The 16,943-nt window shown below is 69.8% G+C and carries 16 protein-coding genes; 12 read left to right on the top strand and 4 right to left on the bottom strand.

Features of this window, described 5'->3' with window-relative positions; translation table 11 throughout:
• Nucleotide 1 precedes the first annotated feature (1 nt).
• The 7 genes from trbF to CDN99_RS26680 all read left to right on the top strand — a co-directional run bounded on the left by trbF (nt 2) and on the right by CDN99_RS26680 (nt 6,423).
• A complete protein-coding gene (gene trbF, locus CDN99_RS26710; RefSeq protein ID WP_012202368.1) occupies nt 2-706 on the top strand; it encodes a conjugal transfer protein TrbF in 705 nt (234 codons plus the stop codon).
• A complete protein-coding gene (trbG, locus tag CDN99_RS26705; RefSeq protein ID WP_012202367.1) occupies nt 703-1,692 on the top strand; it encodes a P-type conjugative transfer protein TrbG in 990 nt (329 codons plus the stop codon). Before trbF ends, trbG begins: the two co-directional genes overlap by 4 nt.
• A gap of 2 nt (nt 1,693-1,694) precedes the next feature.
• Complete coding sequence (locus CDN99_RS26700) at nt 1,695-2,969, top strand: TraB/TrbI/VirB10 family type IV secretion system protein (RefSeq protein WP_012202366.1); 1,275 nt, start codon at nt 1,695-1,697, stop codon at nt 2,967-2,969.
• On the top strand, nt 2,966-3,211 hold the full coding sequence (locus tag CDN99_RS26695) for a DUF2274 domain-containing protein (protein WP_012202365.1): 246 nt from the start codon (nt 2,966-2,968) through the stop codon (nt 3,209-3,211). Before CDN99_RS26700 ends, CDN99_RS26695 begins: the two co-directional genes overlap by 4 nt.
• Before the next feature lie 453 nt (nt 3,212-3,664).
• Nucleotides 3,665-4,420, top strand: coding sequence for a substrate-binding periplasmic protein (locus CDN99_RS26690; RefSeq protein WP_141101011.1), 756 nt, complete (start codon nt 3,665-3,667; stop codon nt 4,418-4,420).
• A 94-nt stretch (nt 4,421-4,514) separates the two neighbouring features.
• Entirely contained in the window at nt 4,515-5,555 is a 1,041-nt protein-coding gene (queA, locus tag CDN99_RS26685; protein ID WP_375134512.1) for a tRNA preQ1(34) S-adenosylmethionine ribosyltransferase-isomerase QueA, read from the top strand.
• A gap of 190 nt (nt 5,556-5,745) precedes the next feature.
• Nucleotides 5,746-6,423, top strand: a complete 678-nt coding sequence (locus tag CDN99_RS26680; protein ID WP_088388572.1) for a PEP-CTERM sorting domain-containing protein — start codon at nt 5,746-5,748, stop codon at nt 6,421-6,423.
• A gap of 135 nt (nt 6,424-6,558) precedes the next feature.
• Here CDN99_RS26680 and argG read toward each other — a convergent pair whose 3' ends face one another.
• Both argG and CDN99_RS26670 read right to left on the bottom strand, forming a co-directional pair.
• Complete coding sequence (gene argG, locus CDN99_RS26675) at nt 6,559-7,899, bottom strand: argininosuccinate synthase (RefSeq protein ID WP_088388570.1); 1,341 nt, start codon at nt 7,897-7,899, stop codon at nt 6,559-6,561.
• A gap of 148 nt (nt 7,900-8,047) precedes the next feature.
• Entirely contained in the window at nt 8,048-8,743 is a 696-nt protein-coding gene (locus CDN99_RS26670) for a hypothetical protein (protein ID WP_088388568.1), read from the bottom strand.
• Between the two features lie 294 nt (nt 8,744-9,037).
• On the opposite strand from CDN99_RS26670, the gene CDN99_RS26665 reads away from it, so the two are divergent.
• Together CDN99_RS26665 and CDN99_RS26660 are read left to right on the top strand one after the other, a co-directional pair.
• Nucleotides 9,038-9,562, top strand: coding sequence for a hypothetical protein (locus CDN99_RS26665; RefSeq protein WP_088388566.1), 525 nt, complete (start codon nt 9,038-9,040; stop codon nt 9,560-9,562).
• Nucleotides 9,559-10,242 (top strand): hypothetical protein, encoded by a 684-nt coding sequence (locus CDN99_RS26660; RefSeq protein ID WP_088388564.1) that lies wholly within the window; start codon nt 9,559-9,561, stop codon nt 10,240-10,242. The genes CDN99_RS26665 and CDN99_RS26660 overlap by 4 nt, the downstream gene beginning before the upstream one ends.
• Before the next feature lie 22 nt (nt 10,243-10,264).
• Here CDN99_RS26660 and CDN99_RS26655 read toward each other — a convergent pair whose 3' ends face one another.
• Nucleotides 10,265-10,858: an IMPACT family protein gene (locus tag CDN99_RS26655; RefSeq protein WP_088388562.1), complete on the bottom strand. Its 594-nt coding sequence runs from the start codon at nt 10,856-10,858 to the stop codon at nt 10,265-10,267.
• A gap of 46 nt (nt 10,859-10,904) precedes the next feature.
• Between CDN99_RS26655 and CDN99_RS26650 the strand changes: the two genes are divergently transcribed.
• Nucleotides 10,905-13,304 carry an ATP-binding response regulator gene (locus tag CDN99_RS26650; protein WP_158218978.1) on the top strand — a complete coding sequence of 800 codons (2,400 nt, stop codon included), beginning with the start codon at nt 10,905-10,907 and terminating at the stop codon, nt 13,302-13,304.
• A gap of 102 nt (nt 13,305-13,406) precedes the next feature.
• Nucleotides 13,407-15,080, top strand: coding sequence for a hypothetical protein (locus CDN99_RS26645; protein WP_088388558.1), 1,674 nt, complete (start codon nt 13,407-13,409; stop codon nt 15,078-15,080).
• Between the two features lie 63 nt (nt 15,081-15,143).
• Here CDN99_RS26645 and CDN99_RS26640 read toward each other — a convergent pair whose 3' ends face one another.
• Nucleotides 15,144-15,755, bottom strand: a complete 612-nt coding sequence (locus CDN99_RS26640) for a LuxR C-terminal-related transcriptional regulator (RefSeq protein WP_088388555.1) — start codon at nt 15,753-15,755, stop codon at nt 15,144-15,146.
• A 40-nt stretch (nt 15,756-15,795) separates the two neighbouring features.
• On the opposite strand from CDN99_RS26640, the gene tgt reads away from it, so the two are divergent.
• Nucleotides 15,796-16,923 carry a tRNA guanosine(34) transglycosylase Tgt gene (tgt, locus tag CDN99_RS26635; protein ID WP_088388580.1) on the top strand — a complete coding sequence of 376 codons (1,128 nt, stop codon included), beginning with the start codon at nt 15,796-15,798 and terminating at the stop codon, nt 16,921-16,923.
• Nucleotides 16,924-16,943 lie beyond the last annotated feature (20 nt).

The raw sequence follows: 16,943 nt of genomic DNA, 5'->3' as shown, positions 1-16,943 counted from the left end.
CATGCGATTCAAACGACCGCAGGTGCGCTATGCCGACACGCCGCAGCCTGCTACTCCGTACCAATCCGCCGCACAGGTGTGGGACGAGCGCATCGGCTCGGCCCGCGTGCAGGCGAAGAACTGGCGTTTCATGGCCTTCGGCTGTCTCACGCTGGCCGTGCTGATGGCCGGGGGCCTGGTCTGGCGCTCGGCGCAATCCATCGTGACACCCTATGTCATCGAGGTGGACAACGCGGGCCAAGTGCGCGCCGTGGGCGAGGCCGCTACGCCGTACCGGCCCAGCGATGCGCAGATCGCCTACCACCTGGGCCGCTTCATCGGCCTGGTGCGCTCGCTGTCCATCGACCCGATCGTGGTGCGGCAGAACTGGCTGGACGCCTACGACTACACCACCGACAAGGGCGCCGTGGTGCTCAACGAGTACGCCCGCGTGAACGATCCGTTCGCGCGCATCGGCAAGGAGTCGGTGACGGTGCAGATCACCAGCGTGACCCGCGCCAGCGACGCCTCTTTCAACGTGCGCTGGACGGAACAACGCTTCGTCAACGGCGCTCCTGCTGGCACCGAACGCTGGAACGCGGTGATTTCCATCGTGCAGCAGACCCCGCGCACCGAACAGCGCCTGCGCAAGAACCCGTTGGGCATCTACGTCAACGGCCTGTCGTGGAGCCGCGAACTGGATTCTTCCGAAGGAGCCAAGCCATGAACCCGTCTTTCCGTACTTACGTTTCCGTGCTGGCGCTCGCGGCCCTGGCGGGCTGCGCCACCCAGGGCAAGCCGCCGCCGACCATCTCGCTCGATGAGCCGGTGCAGGCGCAGCCGCTGCCGGAGCCGCCTGCACCTGTGGAGGCGGTCGCTGTGCCCGAGGTGCTGCCGATGCCGGCACAGTTGAAGCCAGCGCCCGAGGGCGAAGAAGCCAAGCCGGCGCCGGAGCCGGTCGACGAGAAGGTGCGCGTCTCACGGGCCAATACCGAGGCGCGCGTCGCGCCCACGCGCGAGGGCTACGTCAACGCGATTCAGGTGTGGCCTTTCACGGACGGCGCGCTGTATCAGGTCTATGCGGCCGTGGGCCGCGTGACCGTGATCGCGCTCCAGCCCGGTGAGGAACTGGTGACGGTGGCCGCTGGCGACACGGTGCGCTGGATCGTGGGCGACACATCGAGCGGCAGCGGGGATGCGCTGCGCGTGAACGTGATGGTCAAGCCCATCCGCTCGGGCCTCAAGACGAATCTCGTTGTAACCACCAGCCGACGCACCTATCTGCTGGAACTGACCTCGACAGAGAAGACATGGATGGCGTCGATATCCTGGGAGTACCCCAAGGACAAGATGCTCGCCTTGCAGCGCCAGGCGCAGGCGGCCAGCGCCGCCGCGCCGGTCGAGACCGGGCTGTCGCTGGAGAAGATCCGTTTCCGCTATGCCATCAGTGGCAGCAATCCGCCGTGGAAGCCGCTGCGCGCCTTCGATGACGGCGAGAAGGTATATATCCAGTTTCCCGCCGGCATCGCCCAGGGCGAGTTGCCGCCGCTGTTCGTGATCGGTGCGCAGGGCGACGGGCAATTGGTGAACTACCGCTTCCGCTCGCCGTATTTCATCGTTGATCGCTTGTTCGGCGCTGCCGAGTTGCGCTTGGGCGGGGACAAGGGCGACGTGGTGCGGATCGAGCGCACCGACGGCACGCGGGGGAACTGACCATGAGCCAGGACGACACCCCCGACCTCACCACGCCGCAGGCGGGCAAGGTCGCGCCCGAGGCGGTGGCGCTACGCGCCCAGCCGTGTCCGGTCACGCGCCTGAACCGGCGCACGCTGGCCGTCCTCGTCGGCGGCCTGTCGGTCGCCGTGCTCGGGGCCACGATCTGGTCATTGCAGCCGCATCGGCGCGGCACTGGCGAACAGACCGAGCTTTACAACGTGGATCGCGTATCGAAGTCCGAGGGGCTGGATGGCCTGCCTTCCGACTACTCGAAGCTGCGGAAGGTGCCCGAGTTGGGGCCGCCGCTGCCGGGCGATCTTGGCCCCGCCATCGTCGCTTCGCAGCAGCCGGCCGTAGCCGCTTACGCGGCCCCCGGCCACGATCCGAATGACGCTTTGCGCAAAGAGGCGGAAGCCGCTGCGGCTTCGTCGGTGTTCTTCCGCTCCGGCGGCCAGGGCCAAGGCCAGGCCGCAACGGTGGCGCAGGCGGCGCCGGGTGCGCCGGGTGCTGCAAGCGCGCTCGCAGCCTTCGACCCGCTCGCCGCCGGGCCGGCCTCGACGGCGGCCCAGCCCGCCGACCCGACCGCCACGCAGAACCGGCAAGACCAGAAGGAGGCGTTCCTGAAAGGCGGCTCTACGGAAACCCGCAATTCCGGCAACCTGGCGCTGCCGGCGTCGCCGTATCAGGTGATGGCCGGTACGGTGATCGCCGGGGCGCTGGTCACAGGCATCAAGTCCGATCTTCCGGGCGATGTGATCGCCACCGTCACGGAGCCCGTCTATGACACGGCCACGGGCAAGTTCCTGCTGATCCCGCAGGGATCGCGCATCCTCGGGCGCTACAACAGCCAGGTCAGCTACGGGCAGAGCCGCGTACAGGTGGTATGGAACCGGGTCATCCTGCCCGACACGTCATCGCTGACGCTCGACAACCTCGTGGGCACCGACCCGGCCGGCTACGCCGGCCTGGAAGACGACGTGGACTGGCACTGGAACCGCGTCTTCGCCGGCGCCGTGTTGACGACGCTGCTGGGCGTGGGCGCCGAGCTGGCCGCGCCGGAGAACCGCCAGGACGGCAACCGCATCGTCATCGCCGGGCGCGACAGCGCACAGGACAGCATCAATCAGGTCGGCCAGGAGATCACTCGGCGCAACATGAACATCCAGCCGACGCTGACAGCACGACCGGGCTTGCCGGTTCGGGTGATCGTGGCGCGCGACCTCGTGTTGCGTCCTTACCAACCCATGTTCTATCAGCTTGGAGGTGCGCGATGAGTACCGCCCGAAAACTCCGCCTCGGCCCGTTGCCGTCCAGCGGTAGCACGAAGCTGACGTTCACCTGCCCGGCCAGCCTGAAAGCCGACCTGGACGCCTACGCCGCACTGCACGCGCAGACGTATGGCGAGGCCGTCGATGCAACGACGTTGATCCCGCACATGCTGGAGACGTTCATGGCGGGGGATCGGGGATTCAGAAAGGGAAGCAGGGGCAAGGCCGCACCGCCGAAGTCGGGTTGACGATGTGGACGCATCCACCACCCACTCACGATGAAAGCGCAGCCCTCGGGTTGCGCTTTCGCTTTCTGGGGATGGATTGCGACAGGCCGGGGCATAAGATGGCTATGCGATCTTGCCCGCTGCGGCGCCCCTGCGTTTGCCACCGCAAAGCGCCCATGTGGCACCTAGCCAGAAATGCAGCAAGCGCGCGCCGCAGCCCGAATCTAGGCTAACCTATTGCCCCATAAGACCTTTTGCGCCGCTGCATGACCTCACAAAAGACTTGACAGCGGACATTTTTCATGGCCGCGCGTGACCGATTGCCGCCGCGACGCGGCGTCTTCGCCACGTCCTGCGGGTCCGAGGGGAGGTCCGCGGGAGCGCCGCCTGCTAGGCTGGACCCATGCGGCCTTGAAGGGCCGCGTCCAGGAACCTCACCGCCGCCACCTGCAGTTCGCCATCCGCCTCGCGCCCATGACCACCCGTCGTGATTGCCTTCGCCGGCTCGTCGCCGCGCTGCCCGTCCTGCCGACGGTGGCGCGCGCGGCGGACACGCCGGTGCGGCTGGTGGCGACCGAGTTCCCGCCCTACACCGGCAGCACCCTGCCCGGCGGCGGCATCGCCTGCGAGATCACCCGCGCCGCGCTGCGGCAGGCCGGGCAGTCGATGACGCTGAGCTTCCGTCCCTGGGCGCGCGCGCTGCTGGAGTTCCAGCGCGGCGAGCACGACGGCGTCATCGGCACCTGGCGCTCGGCCGAGCGCGAGCGCACGATGCTGTTCCCACCGCCGCTGGGCATCCTGAACCAGGTCGGTTTCATGTGCCGCGCCGACCACAGGATCCGCGTCGACGACATGAGCGCGCTGCGCGGCCAGCGCATCGGCGTGGTCAACGGCTACGCCAACCCGGAGCGCTTCGAGGCTGCGAAGCTGCCGGTCGAGACCGCCGTCGACGACCTGGCCAACCTGCGCAAGCTGCTGGCCGGTCGCGTCGACCTGGCGCTGATCGACAAGGGCGTCGGCGCCCATCTGTTGGAGACGCAGTTGCGCGAGGGCGCCGGCAAGTTGGTCTGGGTCGAGCCCGCGATCTCCGAGCTGCCGCTGTACACGGTGTTCTCGCGGACCCGCCCCGAGGGTGAGCGCTTCGCCGCCGCCTTCGCGCGCGGCGTGGGCGACCTGCACAGCAACGGCCGCCTCGCGGCGCTGCTGCAGCAAGGCGCGCGCTGGCAGTAGCGGCCCCGCGCGCGGCGCCCGTCGCCGGGCTGCGTGGGACAATCCCCGGCTTCCATTTCTCGACAGTCACGGGTCCGTCCGGCCCGTCATGCGCATGTCCCGTCCGTATACGGTGAGCGATTTCGACTTCGCCCTGCCTCCCGAGCTGATCGCCCAGCATCCCGCCGCCGAGCGCAGCGCCTCGAGGCTGCTCGATGGCCGCGCCGAACCGCCGGTGGACCGCATCTTCCGCGAGCTGCCGGACCTGCTGAACCCCGGCGACCTGCTGGTCTTCAACAATACGAAGGTCATCAAGGCGCGGCTGTACGGCGCCAAGTCCAGCGGCGGCGCGGTGGAGGCGCTGGTCGAGCGCGTGCTGCCCGGCACGCGCGAGGTCTGGGCCCACATGCGCGCCAGCAAGAGCCCCAAGGCCGGCGCGGTGGTGCGTTTCGCCGAGGCTTTCGACGCCGAGGTGCTCGGCCGCTGCGGACCGGACGACGGCCTGTTCCACCTGCGCCTGTCGGGCGACCCGTTCGAGCTGCTGGAGCGGCACGGCCATGTGCCGTTGCCGCCGTACATCGAGCACGGCGACTCGGCCGACGACGTGCGCCGCTACCAGACCGTCTTCGCCCGCGAGCCGGGCGCCGTCGCCGCGCCCACGGCCGCGCTGCATTTCGACGAGGCCCTGCTGGCGCGCCTGGCGGAGCGCGGCGTCGGCACCGCGCATGTGACCTTGCACGTCGGCGCGGGCACCTTTCAGCCGGTGCGGGTGGAGTCGCTGGCCGACCACAAGATGCACAGCGAGTGGTTCCAGGTCGCGCCGGAGACCGTCGACGCGATCGCCCGCTGCCGCGCGGCGGGCGGCAAGGTCACCGCCGTCGGCACGACGACGCTGCGTGCGCTGGAATCGGCCGCGCTGGGCGGCACCCTGAAGGCCGGCGCGCGGGAGACCGACATCTTCATCACCCCGGGGTTCGACTTCCAGGTCGTCGACCGGCTGGTGACCAATTTCCACCTGCCCAAGAGCACGCTGATGATGCTGGTGTCGGCTTTCGCCGGCTACGAGCCGGTCATGGCGCTCTATCGCCACGCGATCGCGCAGCGGTACCGCTTCTTCAGCTACGGCGACGCGATGCTGCTGGAGCGCCGGCGCTGAATCGGCACGCACGCCACAGACCCCCGCGCCCATGGGGGACTGCCGGCCGCCTGGTTTAGGGACAATGGACCGCACAAGGCCCGAATCCTGCTATCCGTGTCGGCGCGCTCCGCGCGACGGCCACGATCGGAAAAAAATACCGACGGGACGTGCCTCTCACCCCGCATTCACCTTTCCATCGGGAATCGACATGACGCTGCTTGCCCGTACCTCGATCGCTGTCGCCGCCGCGCTGGTCAGCGGCCTGGCCTCGGCCGCCACCATCGGCGGCCTGGTCAACACCGGCAGCGGCCTGGGCGCCGGCAGCGCCGACGGGCATTACTCGTTCGCGGCGATCGCGGGCGATTCGACCGGCCTGTCTGGCCACGGCTACGTCACCAACGGCAACGATGCGCCGTTCCCGAACTGGATCGCGAACTCCGCCACCTCGTCCTGGCTGGTCCCGACCGCGACGCAGAGCGACGTCTTCGACACCGGCTCGACGGCCGGCGTGTTCAAGTGGACGCTGACCTTCGACCTGACCGGTTTCAACGCCAGCACCGCCTCGTTCACCGGCCGCTGGTCGGCGGACAACAACGGCACGGTGCTGCTGAACGGCAACGTCATCTCGACGATGGGCGCGGAGAAGGGCTACCTCGACTGGACCACCTTCGCGGCCAGCAGCGGCTTCGTGGCCGGCGTGAACACCCTGGAGTTCATCGTCAACAACACCGCGACCGCCGGCTACAACTTCACCGGCCTGCGCACCGAGTTCCTCAGCTCCAACGTCACCGCGCTGACCTCCGCCGTGCCGGAGCCGGAGACCTACGCGCTGATGCTGGCCGGCCTGGGCGCCCTGGGCTTCATCGCCCGCCGTCGCCGCCGCTGAGCGCGGGCCCGGCCCGCGAGGACCCGAGGACCCGAGGCGCCGGCCAACAAAAAAGCCGCTGAGTGATCAGCGGCTTTTGTCTTTTCGGGCGGCCCGCGCCGGTCGGGCGCGGGAGGGCGGTCGGCGGCGGGCGGTTTATTCGCCGCCGCCGGTCAGCAGCGGAATGCTGCCTTCGGACTGCGCGCCCAGCAGGCCGGCGCGGCTGTAGACGCCCAGCTTCTCGCGCGTGTCGGCGATGTCCAGGTTGCGCATGGTGAGCTGGCCGATGCGGTCGGCCGGCGTGAAGGCGGCGTCCTCGACCTTCTCCATCGACAGCCGTTCCGGCGCGTAGGTCAGGTTGGGGCTGACGGTGTCCAGGATCGTGTAGTCGTTGCCGCGGCGCAGCTCGACGGTCACCTCGCCGGTGATGGCGCGGGCGACCCAGCGCTGGGCGGTCTCGCGCAGCATCAGGCATTGCGGGTCGAACCAGCGGCCCTGGTACAGCAGGCGGCCGAGCTTCATGCCGTTCATGCGGTATTGCTCGATCGTGTCCTCGTTGTGGATGCCGGTGACCAGGCGCTCGTAGGCAAGGTGCAGCAGCGCCATGCCGGGGGCCTCGTAGATGCCGCGGGACTTGGCCTCGATGATGCGGTTCTCGATCTGGTCGCACATGCCCAGGCCGTGGCGGCCGCCGATGCGGTTGGCCTCCATGAACAGGGCGACCGGGTCGGCGTAGGTCTGGCCGTTGATGGCGACGGGCACGCCTTCCTCGAAGCGCACGGACACCGTCTCGGCCTTGATCGCGACGTCGTCCTTCCAGAAGGCCACGCCCATGATCGGGTTGACGATGTTCATGCCCTTGTTCAGGAACTCCAGGTCCTTGGCCTCGTGGGTGGCGCCCAGCATGTTGGAGTCGGTCGAGTAGGCCTTCTCCACGCTCATCTTGTAGTCGAAGCCGTTGGCGATGAGGTACTCGCTCATCTCCTTGCGGCCGCCGAGCTCGTCGATGAAGGTCTGGTCCAGCCAGGGCTTGTAGATCTTCAGCGCCGGGTTGGCCAGCAGGCCGTAGCGGTAGAACCGCTCGATGTCGTTGCCCTTGTAGGTCGAGCCGTCGCCCCAGATGTTGACGCCGTCGTCGCGCATCGCCACCACGAGGGCGGTGCCGGTCACGGCGCGGCCCAGCGGGGTGGTGTTGAAGTAGGTGGCGCCGCCGCTCTTGATGTGGAACGCGCCGCACTGGATGGCGGCGATGCCCTCGGCCACCAGCAGAGCGCGGCAGTCGATCAGGCGGGCGATCTCGGCGCCGTAGGCCTTGGCCTTGCGGGGGATGTCCTCGTAGTCGCTCTCGTCGGGCTGGCCGAGGTTGGCGGTGTAGGCGCAGGGGACGGCGCCCTTGGCGCGCATCCAGTGGACCGCGGCGCTGGTGTCCAGGCCGCCGGAGAAGGCGATGCCGACGCGCTCGCCGGCGGGAATCTTTTGGAGGATGGTTGCGGCCACGGAACGTCTCGCGCAGTAAGGATGGGTGGGGGAAAGCAGCCCGCGATTCTAGGCCGGGCGCGCCCGCGAGGCTTCGCCATTCATGACGGGGCCATCCTCCGTGCTCCCCGCGTCCGGGTGTCGCGCACGGCGCCGCGGCGCCTGCGGATCAGGCCTCGCCCGTCTCCTGCTCGACCGTCAACAGCAGATCGATCTGGGCCTTGAGACGCAGCTTGTCCGCCTCGAAGAGTCGGGGCGGCACCACGATCCAGGCGCGACGCCCCCCCGACAGCCGCACGGGGATGGCGTCGGCGTCCGACGTGGAGGCGATGGCGGCCGGGGCTTCCAGGGGCGGGGCGCTTGCCGCGCCATTGCCCGGGAGCGGGGTGACCATTGGCGACGACGCCGGAGCCGGCGATCCGTTCTCCCGCTGGGGGCGGAAATAGTCCACCCATTCCACGGACCTGCGAAAGACAGTCGCGCAGGCCTCGGCTGCCGATGGCAGGAAGCCGCGTTGGATCAGCTCATATCGCAGATTCGCATCCGACGGCAGGCCGCCGACGTAGAGATCGAGCAGTTCCGCGAAGAGGGGAGGCGTTCGCAGGAACCGGATCAGCAGTTCTCGTCGTTGGTGCTCGTCTGGGTTGAAGCGGAACTCTTTGAAAGCCGGGGTGACGGCGAGCATGCCGTCCTCGGGACGGTCCAGCAGCCCGAAGTACCTCAGGCTGGCGATGGCGGACAGCGCGGTGCCGCTGTTGGCGGACTTGTAGCCCAGATGCTGCGCGACGACTTCCGTCGAGGCAGCCTCCAGCTGTTGGCGCTCGAGGGCGGTGCCGACCCGTTCGATGGCTTCGTCCAACGGCATGGTCGGGCCTCGGGGACTTCTCCTGCGAATCACCTGCATGGCACCGCCGTCCTGCTTAAACTTGACGTATCGAGATTAAACCAACGGATTTTGCATTTCAACTGCAATTTATTCTAAATTTAGAATAATTAAGGCATCCATCGCACATTCGTCATTCGGGAATGGGGAACGCATGGCCTCCACGAGGCATCGAATCCCCGTATTCGTCGGGCTTGCCTCTCTAGGTCCGTGATGCGACGATCGGTCATTCTCTATTTCCGAATCCCGAACGTCGTGAGGCATGCACCGGTTCAGTTGAAGCAGACGGCCCTGAAGCCGCAAGACCTCCTGATGGCGGGTCGGGTGGCGATGGCCACGGCGGGCGATAGCCTGACCTTCGCGACGTTGGCCGCCAGCTTGAACCTGTCCGCCTCCGAGGCCCATGCGTCGGTGCAACGCGGCCAGGCCTCGGGCCTTTTGGTGCGGGAGTTCGGGGAGCTGCGCGCGAATCGCGTGGCGCTGATGGAGTTCATCGTCCATGGGCTCAAGTACGCGTTCCCGCCAGTCTTCGGCCCGGTGACGACGGGCTGCCCGACGGCAGGATCGGCGCCGCCGTTGGCCGCGGCGTTCGCCGCCGCGGACGATCTGCGCGTGGTCTGGCCCGACAAGGACGGCACGACGCGGGGCATCGCGCTGTGTCCGCTGTACCCGACCGTGCCAGAGGCCGCCAGGCGCGATCGGCGTCTTTACGAAGTGATGGCCCTGATCGATGCCATCCGCGCGGGGGCGTCGCGGGAACGCGAGCTGGCTCATCAGCACCTGCCCCGCTACTTCGCATGAGGCACGATGATCCGAACCTCCCGGGCGTCGAGTTGGTCGCCCATGCCCTGGGCGCTCTGGTCGACGAGGTGATCCTCGTCGGAGGTTGCGCGACGGGGATGCTCATCACCGATGCCGCGCGGCCGGTGGTGCGCGCGACATTGGACGTCGATCTGGTGACCGAAGTGACGCCTAGGGCGTCGTACTACGAGTTCTGCGAGCGGCTCAAGCAGCGCGGGTTCCGCGAGTCGGCGGATGCGGAGGTGATCTGTCGGTGGCACCTGGGCGGCACGATCGTGGACATCATGCCCACCGAAGAGGGGATCCTGAACTTCACCAACAGTTGGTACGCCCTGGCCGCAAGGACCGCGATGGCGCGTCAGCTGCCCGGCGGCGGAACGATCCGTGTCATCGCCGCACCGATGTTCCTGGCCACCAAGCTCGAGGCGTTCCGATCAAGAGGTGGCGGTGACTATCTGCACCATGATCTGGAGGACGTGATCAACGTGATCGACGGGCGGCCCGAGATCGTGTCCGAGGTGCTGGCGGCGCCGAGCGAAGCACGTGACTTCATCGCCGATGAATTCGAGGCGCTGATCGCTGATCCGACCTTCGACGATCAACTGCTCTGGCTGCTCGGCGGCGATGCGGGAAGGAAACCCGTCGTGCTGGAACGCATCCGGCTGATGACCGGTCTGTGATCCACGCCTGACGCGAGGCGGTTCAGGGCCTGTCGCGCAACCACCCGATCCGCCCCTGCCCGGCCTCGTTCAACCCCGCGACGAAGCCGTCCGCCGCCGTCTCCGGCAGCCGCAGCGTCGCTTCCACCAGCGCGCCGTGCGTCACGTCGACCAGCTCGGCGCCGACCCGCTGCGCCTCGCGGCGCAGCAGGCCCTCCTGCGCGTAGGGCAGCGTGCAGCGCAGTGTCCGCAAGCGCACCACCGGCACCTTCTCCGCCGTCAGCAGCGCCTGCGCGATCGCGTCGGTGTAGGCCCGCACCAGCCCGCCCGCGCCCAGCTTCACCCCGCCGAAGTAGCGCACCACGGTGGCCAGCACGCCCTCCAGATCCTGGTGGCGCAGCACCTCCAGCATCGGCCGGCCGGCGGTGCCGCCGGGCTCGCCGTCGTCGTTGGCGGCGGATTGGCCGCCCGCCATCAGCGCCCAACAGACATGGGCCGCGCCGGGGTGCAGCGCGCGCAGCTGCTCGACCCGCGCCAGCGCCGCCGCGCGATCCGGTACGGCCTCGACGCAACCGAGGAAGCGGCTCTTCTTGATCACCAGCTCGCTGTGGACGGGAGCGGAAAGACTCTGGGGCATGGGCGCGCATTGTCCGGCTAGACTCGCCGCGCATCGGGAGAGAGGCATGCGCATGGACAGCCCGGATCGGGCGCGCGGTGACGTCGGTCGAGCCGGACGCGCCGCCGGCGACGCCGTCGGATGGCTGGTCGCGGTGGTCCTGTTCCTCGCGCTGCTCTGGGCGCGTCCCGCGCTCGCGATCGAGATTCGCCAGGCCGAGCGCCTGAAGGACGGCGAGGCCGTCGCGCAGACCGTGGCGCTGCCCGACACCTGGGCCGGGCCGGCCAGCGGCGCGCTGAGGGGCGCGCGCTACCGGCTGCGCTTCCACCTCGACCAGCCGCCGGGCGACACGCTTTGGGGCTTGCGCATCGACCGACTGGCCAGCGTGCATCGCATCTACCTGAACGGTCGCCTGGTCCATGAGCAGGGCGGCCACGGCAGCGCGCGGCTTCGGTTGCTGCCGGCCTACCTCCCGCTGGCGCCCACCCTGTTTCGTCGGGGCGACAACGAACTGCGCCTGGAGCTGACCTTCAGCACCCGCGCCGGCCTGTCGCCCGTGGAGATCGGTCCGGACACCGACCTGCGGCCGCGCTACGAGTCGGACCGGGGTTGGGACACCCGCTGGCCGCAGCACCTCAACATCGCCGGCGCGGCGTTGGCGGCCTGCATGCTGCTGCTGTGGTGGCGGCGTCCGCAGGAGCGCGCGACCGGGCTGTTCGGCGCGCTCTGGCTGATCGCGTCGATGCGCAACTTCGATTACTTCATCGCCGCGTCGCCGTTCTCGTCGGGGCTCAGCGATTGGCTTTACTACTCCGCGCAGTGCGGCACCGTCGCCTTGCTCGGCCTGTTCTCCATCGAGCTGGCGGGCCGCCCGCGTCCGCGCCTGCGACGGGTGTACGCCCTGGCGCTGCCGGGTCTGCCGCTGCTGGGCGCCGTCGCGGCGGCGGTCGGCCTGTTCGCGCCGGTGCGGCAGGTGGTCTATCCGCTGCTGATCGTGATGGGCGTGGGCGCGCTGTTGCTGATGGCACGGCTGCTGCGGGGGCAGCGGGGTCTGGCACTCGCGATGCTGTGCCTGGGCGTGGGCGCGCTGGTGCTGTCCGGCGCGCACGACTACGCCTTCCTGCGCAGTTGGCTCCCGGTCACCGACTTCTTCTGGATGGCCTACACCGCGCCGTTCGCGCTGGCGGGTTACGCCGGCATGCTGCTGAACCGGCTGGTCCGCGGCCTGGAGCGGGCCGAGGAACTGAGCCTGATGCTGGAGCGCCGCGTGGCCGAGCGCACCATCGAGCTGGCCGACGCCAACGCCGCCAAGTCGCGATTCCTGGCCGCGGCCAGCCACGACCTGCGTCAGCCGGTGGCGGCGATCGGCCTGCTGGCCGGGCTGGTGCGCGAGCGCGTCGCCGCGATGGGCGGCCCGGCGCTGGCCTTGATGGACAAGCTCAGCCAGGCCGTGCTGGCGCTGGAGGATCTGCTGCGCGGGCTGATGGACCTCTCGCGCCTGGACGCGGGCAATGCCGCGCCGACACCGCGGCCGGTGGCGCTGCAGCCGCTGTTCGACGCCATCGCGTTGCACGAGCAGCCCCACGCCCAGGCCCGTGGACTGCGGTTGCGCTTGCGCCCGACCGACGCGGTCGTGGCTTCCGATCCGGTGCTGCTGGACCAGATGCTGCGCAACCTGGTGGGCAACGCGCTGCGCTACACGTCGCGCGGCGGGGTGCTGGTGGGCGTGCGCCGGCGCGGCTCGCGGTGGCTGCTGCAGGTCTGGGACAGCGGACGCGGCATCGCACCCGCCGATCAGCGCCAGGTCTTCGAGGAGTTCGTGCAGCTGGACAACCCGCAGCGGGACCGCAATCAGGGCCTCGGGCTCGGCCTGGCCATCGTGCGGCGCAGCGCCGCGTTGATGGGCCACGCGCTGGGGCTGGCGTCGCGGCCGGGGCGGGGCAGCTGCTTCTGGATCGAGCTGCCGTCCGCGCCGGCGGATGCCCGCCCGGCGGCGGCGGTCGAACCGGCCGCGGCGCCGTTGCAGGGGCGCGCGGTCTGGTTGCTGGAGGACGACGGCGCCCTGCGCGACGCGCTGGTCGAGCGGCTCGTCGCCTGGGGCGCGGAGGTCGTCCCGATGGCCAGCCTGACGGATCTGCGAGCAGCGCTCGCCGATATCGACGTCGATGCCGATCCGTCCGCGCCGCCAGCGGCGCCGGTGCTGCTGAGCGATCACCGCCTGCCCGACGGCGACAGCGTTCAGGCGCTGGCGCTCTTCGGCGCGCGTTTCGACTCGACCGCCGTGGTGATGACCGGCGATGTCGGTCCGCGCCTGGCCGGGCTGTTCGCCGACTACGCGGCGCGCGGCGTGCCGGTGCTGCACAAGCCGTTCGACGCGGACACGCTGCTGCGCCTGCTCTCGACACCACCGCCGTCGCGGCGATCCGGCCCGTTGTCCACGCCCCACGAGACGCGCGCGCCGGCCTGAACGCCGCCAACTACCGCACGCGCTTCAACCGTTTGGCCGATAGGTCGACGGTACCCCGGCTTCCTAGGATCGGCCCCTGTCTCAGAACCCCAGGGAAAGCCCATGCCCACGTCGATCCATTCCACCGCCCTGCGCCTGGCCGCGCTGCCCGCAGCCGCCGCGCTGTTCATCCTGACCGCCTGCGGCGGCGGCGGCGGCGACAGTCCCGCGCCGGTCGCTCCTCCGGTGGCCGCCAGCCTCACCCTGACAGGCAGCGCCGCCACCGGCGCCGCGCTGGGCTTGGCCGCCGTGTCGATCAAGTGCGTCGGCGCCAGCGGCACCGGCACCACCGCGGCGGACGGCACTTTCAACGTCGCCATCACCGGCGCCAGCCTGCCCTGCGTGCTCAGCGTCACAGGCGGCACGACCACGCTGCGCTCGGTCGCCGAGGCCGGCACAGGCACCAACGCGGTGGCCAACATCACGCCGCTCAGCGAGCTGATCGTGGCGCGCCTGGCCGGTGGCGATGCCGCCGCGCTGTTCACCACCTTCGACGCGGCCGCGCAGGCCAAGCTCACCGCGGCCGGCCTGGGCGACGCCCGCTCCGCCATCACCGCCGCCCTCAAGGGCGTCATCGACCTGACGGGCGTCGATCCGATCAAGGCACCGCTGGTGGCCGCCTCGGGCGGCAAGGAAGGGAATGCGCTGGACAAGCAGCTCGACGCGCTCGGCGCCGCGCTGAAGTCGGCCGGCACCACGTTGCCCGACCTGGCCGCCGCCGTGGTGGCCAACGACAAGGCGCCGGCCGGCGCGCAGACGCTGCTCAAGCCCGCCGCCGCCACCTGCGCGGGCCTGCGCAGCGGCAACTACCGCGCGCTGAATCCGCGCGCCGCCACCCTGGCACTGGCCGCCACGCGCGTGACGCTGGACGTCAAGGCGCTGACCTACACCGCCGCCGGCACGCCGGCCAAGGCGCTCAAGGACGAAGGCGCCTGCCAGTTCTCGATGGATGCGGGGGCCTCGCGCCTGTATGTCGCCAAGTCCGGCCTGGCCGTGCTGGCCGCGCCCGATGCCCGGCAGGTGCTGCGCGCGATCGTGCTGGTGCCCGAGCAGGACGTGCCGCTGGCCGCCGTCGAGGGCAACTGGAACGTCATGTTCTACGGCCACGAATCGCAGGACATCGCCACCAGCGGCGTCGGTACCAGCGTGCACACGATCAACGCCAAGGGCGAGGTCACGGCCGGCGCCGACTGCCTGGGCCTCGCGGCCTGCGTGCCGTGGATTCCCCGGCCCGCCGCCGACAACTGGGTCGCGGACGCCAATGGCGGCTATGCCAACGGCGAGGGCGCGCGCCTGTTCCCGTTCGTCGGCGCCAACGGCCAGGTGGTGTGGTTCGGTATCGAGGTCGATGCCGCGGGCACCGGCCTGATCGCGGTGGCGTCGCGCCAGCAGGCGCTCGCGCTGCCGACCGTCGGCCAGGTCGACAAGTTCTGGGACGCCAGCATGACCTTCGCCGGCCTGACCGCGCCGGTGGACACGCAGATGACGGTGAAGACGGTGGACACCACCGCGCAGAGCTACACCCGCGAGCGGGCCGTCGACGCGCGCGTCGACGGCTTCACCATCAACCAGCCGCGCAACGGCCTGCGTTACCGCGCCGCCGGCAGCAGCCAGACGCCCACCGGCGTGAAGCGCTTCGGCGCCAACCTGGTGATGCCGCTGCCCGGCATGGGCTTCACGGTGAACGGCAGCGCGGACGGGTCCGACAGCTTCGGCATCAGCATCACCCAGCCCTGAACGGGCGGACCTTCCGGGCGGCTCCGCGGTCCCGCGCCGCGGGGCGCCGGGGCCGCGCGCCGGTCAGCGGGTCATCCGCAGGCCCAGGCTGGCCGCCTTGATGACGGCCTGCGTGCGGGTGTGCACGTCCAGCTTGCGGAACAGCGCCGTGAGGTGGGTCTTGACCGTGGATTCGGACAGGTCCAGCTCGCGGCAGATGTGCTTGTTGGAGTGGCCCGCGATCAGCAACCGCAGCACTTCCAGCTGGCGCTCGGACAGGTCGGCGGCGCCCGGCTCGGGCTTGCCCAGCAGGGCTTGCGGCAGGTAGATCTGGCCGTCCAGCACGCGGCCCAGCGCCTCGCGCATCAGGCCCGGCTGGGCGCTCTTGGGGATGAAGCCGGCGGCGCCGGCATCCAGCGAGTCGAGGACCGTCCGCGCCGCGTCGTCGGCGGACAGCACCACCAGCGCCGGCCCGGGCAGGGCCTCGCGCAGGCGCCGCACGCCGGACAGCCCCTGGCTGTCGGGCAGCCCCAGATCGAACAGGATCAGGCCCAGGTCCGGATGCGCCGCGCCGACCTGCAGCGCCTGCGCCAGCGTGCCCGCCTGCAGGCAGGTGACGCCGTCGAAGGCCTGGGCCATCAGCAGGGCCAGGCCCTCGCTGAACAGGGCGTGATCGTCGACCAGCAGCGCTTTCATGGGCGGCGATTATGGCGGCCTGCGACAATCCCGCCCCATCATGCTGAAGTTCGAACTGCTCAAGACCGAAGGCCGCGCGCGGCGCGGCACCATGACGCTCAATCACGGCGTCGTGCAGACCCCCATCTTCATGCCGGTGGGCACCTACGGCACCGTCAAGGGGGTGATGCCGCGCTCGCTGGAGGAGATGGGCGCGCAGATCATCCTGGGCAACACCTTCCACCTGTGGATGCGGCCGGGCCTGGACATCATGAAGCAGTTCGGTGGGCTGCACCGGTTCGAGAGCTGGAACAAGCCCATCCTGACGGACTCGGGCGGCTTCCAGGTCTGGTCGCTCGGCGAGATGCGCAAGATCAGCGAGGAAGGCGTCAAGTTCGCGTCCCCGGTCAACGGCGACAAGCTGTTCCTGACGCCCGAGATCTCGATGCAGATCCAGACCGTGCTGAACAGCGACATCGTCATGCAATTCGACGAGTGCACGCCGTACGAGTCCAAGGGCCAGCTCACCACCGAGAAGGAAGCCCGCCTGTCGATGGAGATGAGCCTGCGCTGGGCCAGGCGCTGCCAGGATGAATTCGGCCGGCTGGAGAATCCGAACGCGCTGTTCGGCATCGTCCAGGGCGGCATGTTCGAGCACCTGCGCGACGAATCGCTCGCCGGGCTGAAGGCGCTGGACCTGCCCGGCTATGCGATCGGCGGCCTGTCGGTGGGCGAGCCCAAGGCGGACATGCTGCGCGTGCTGGACCACATCGGCCATCAGCTGCCGGCCGACAAGCCGCGCTACCTGATGGGCGTCGGCACGCCGGAGGACCTGGTCGAGGGCGTGCGGCAGGGCATCGACATGTTCGACTGCGTCATGCCGACCCGTAACGCGCGCAACGGCCACCTGTTCACCCGTTTCGGCGACCTGCGCCTGCGCAACGCGCGCTACAAGGCCGACGAGCGGCCGGTCGACGAGACCTGCACCTGCTACTGCTGCCAGAACTTCAGCCGCGCCTACCTGCATCACCTGGACCGCTGCGGCGAGATGCTGGGCCCGATGCTGACCAGCGTGCACAACCTGCATTACTACCTCAACCTGATGAAGGAAGTCCGGGAGTCGCTGGACGCCGGGGACTTCGAGGGCTTCCGCGCCCGTTTCGCGGCGGACCGGGCGCGCGGGATCTGAGATGACGCCCACGCCCGCCG

Origin of the sequence: Roseateles aquatilis, assembly GCF_002205645.1 — a bacterium.
Classification (GTDB): Bacteria; Pseudomonadota; Gammaproteobacteria; order Burkholderiales; family Burkholderiaceae_C; genus Roseateles; species Roseateles aquatilis.
The sequence above is the reverse complement of the archived record's forward strand: the minus strand, read 5'-3'. Positions and strand labels throughout refer to the sequence as shown.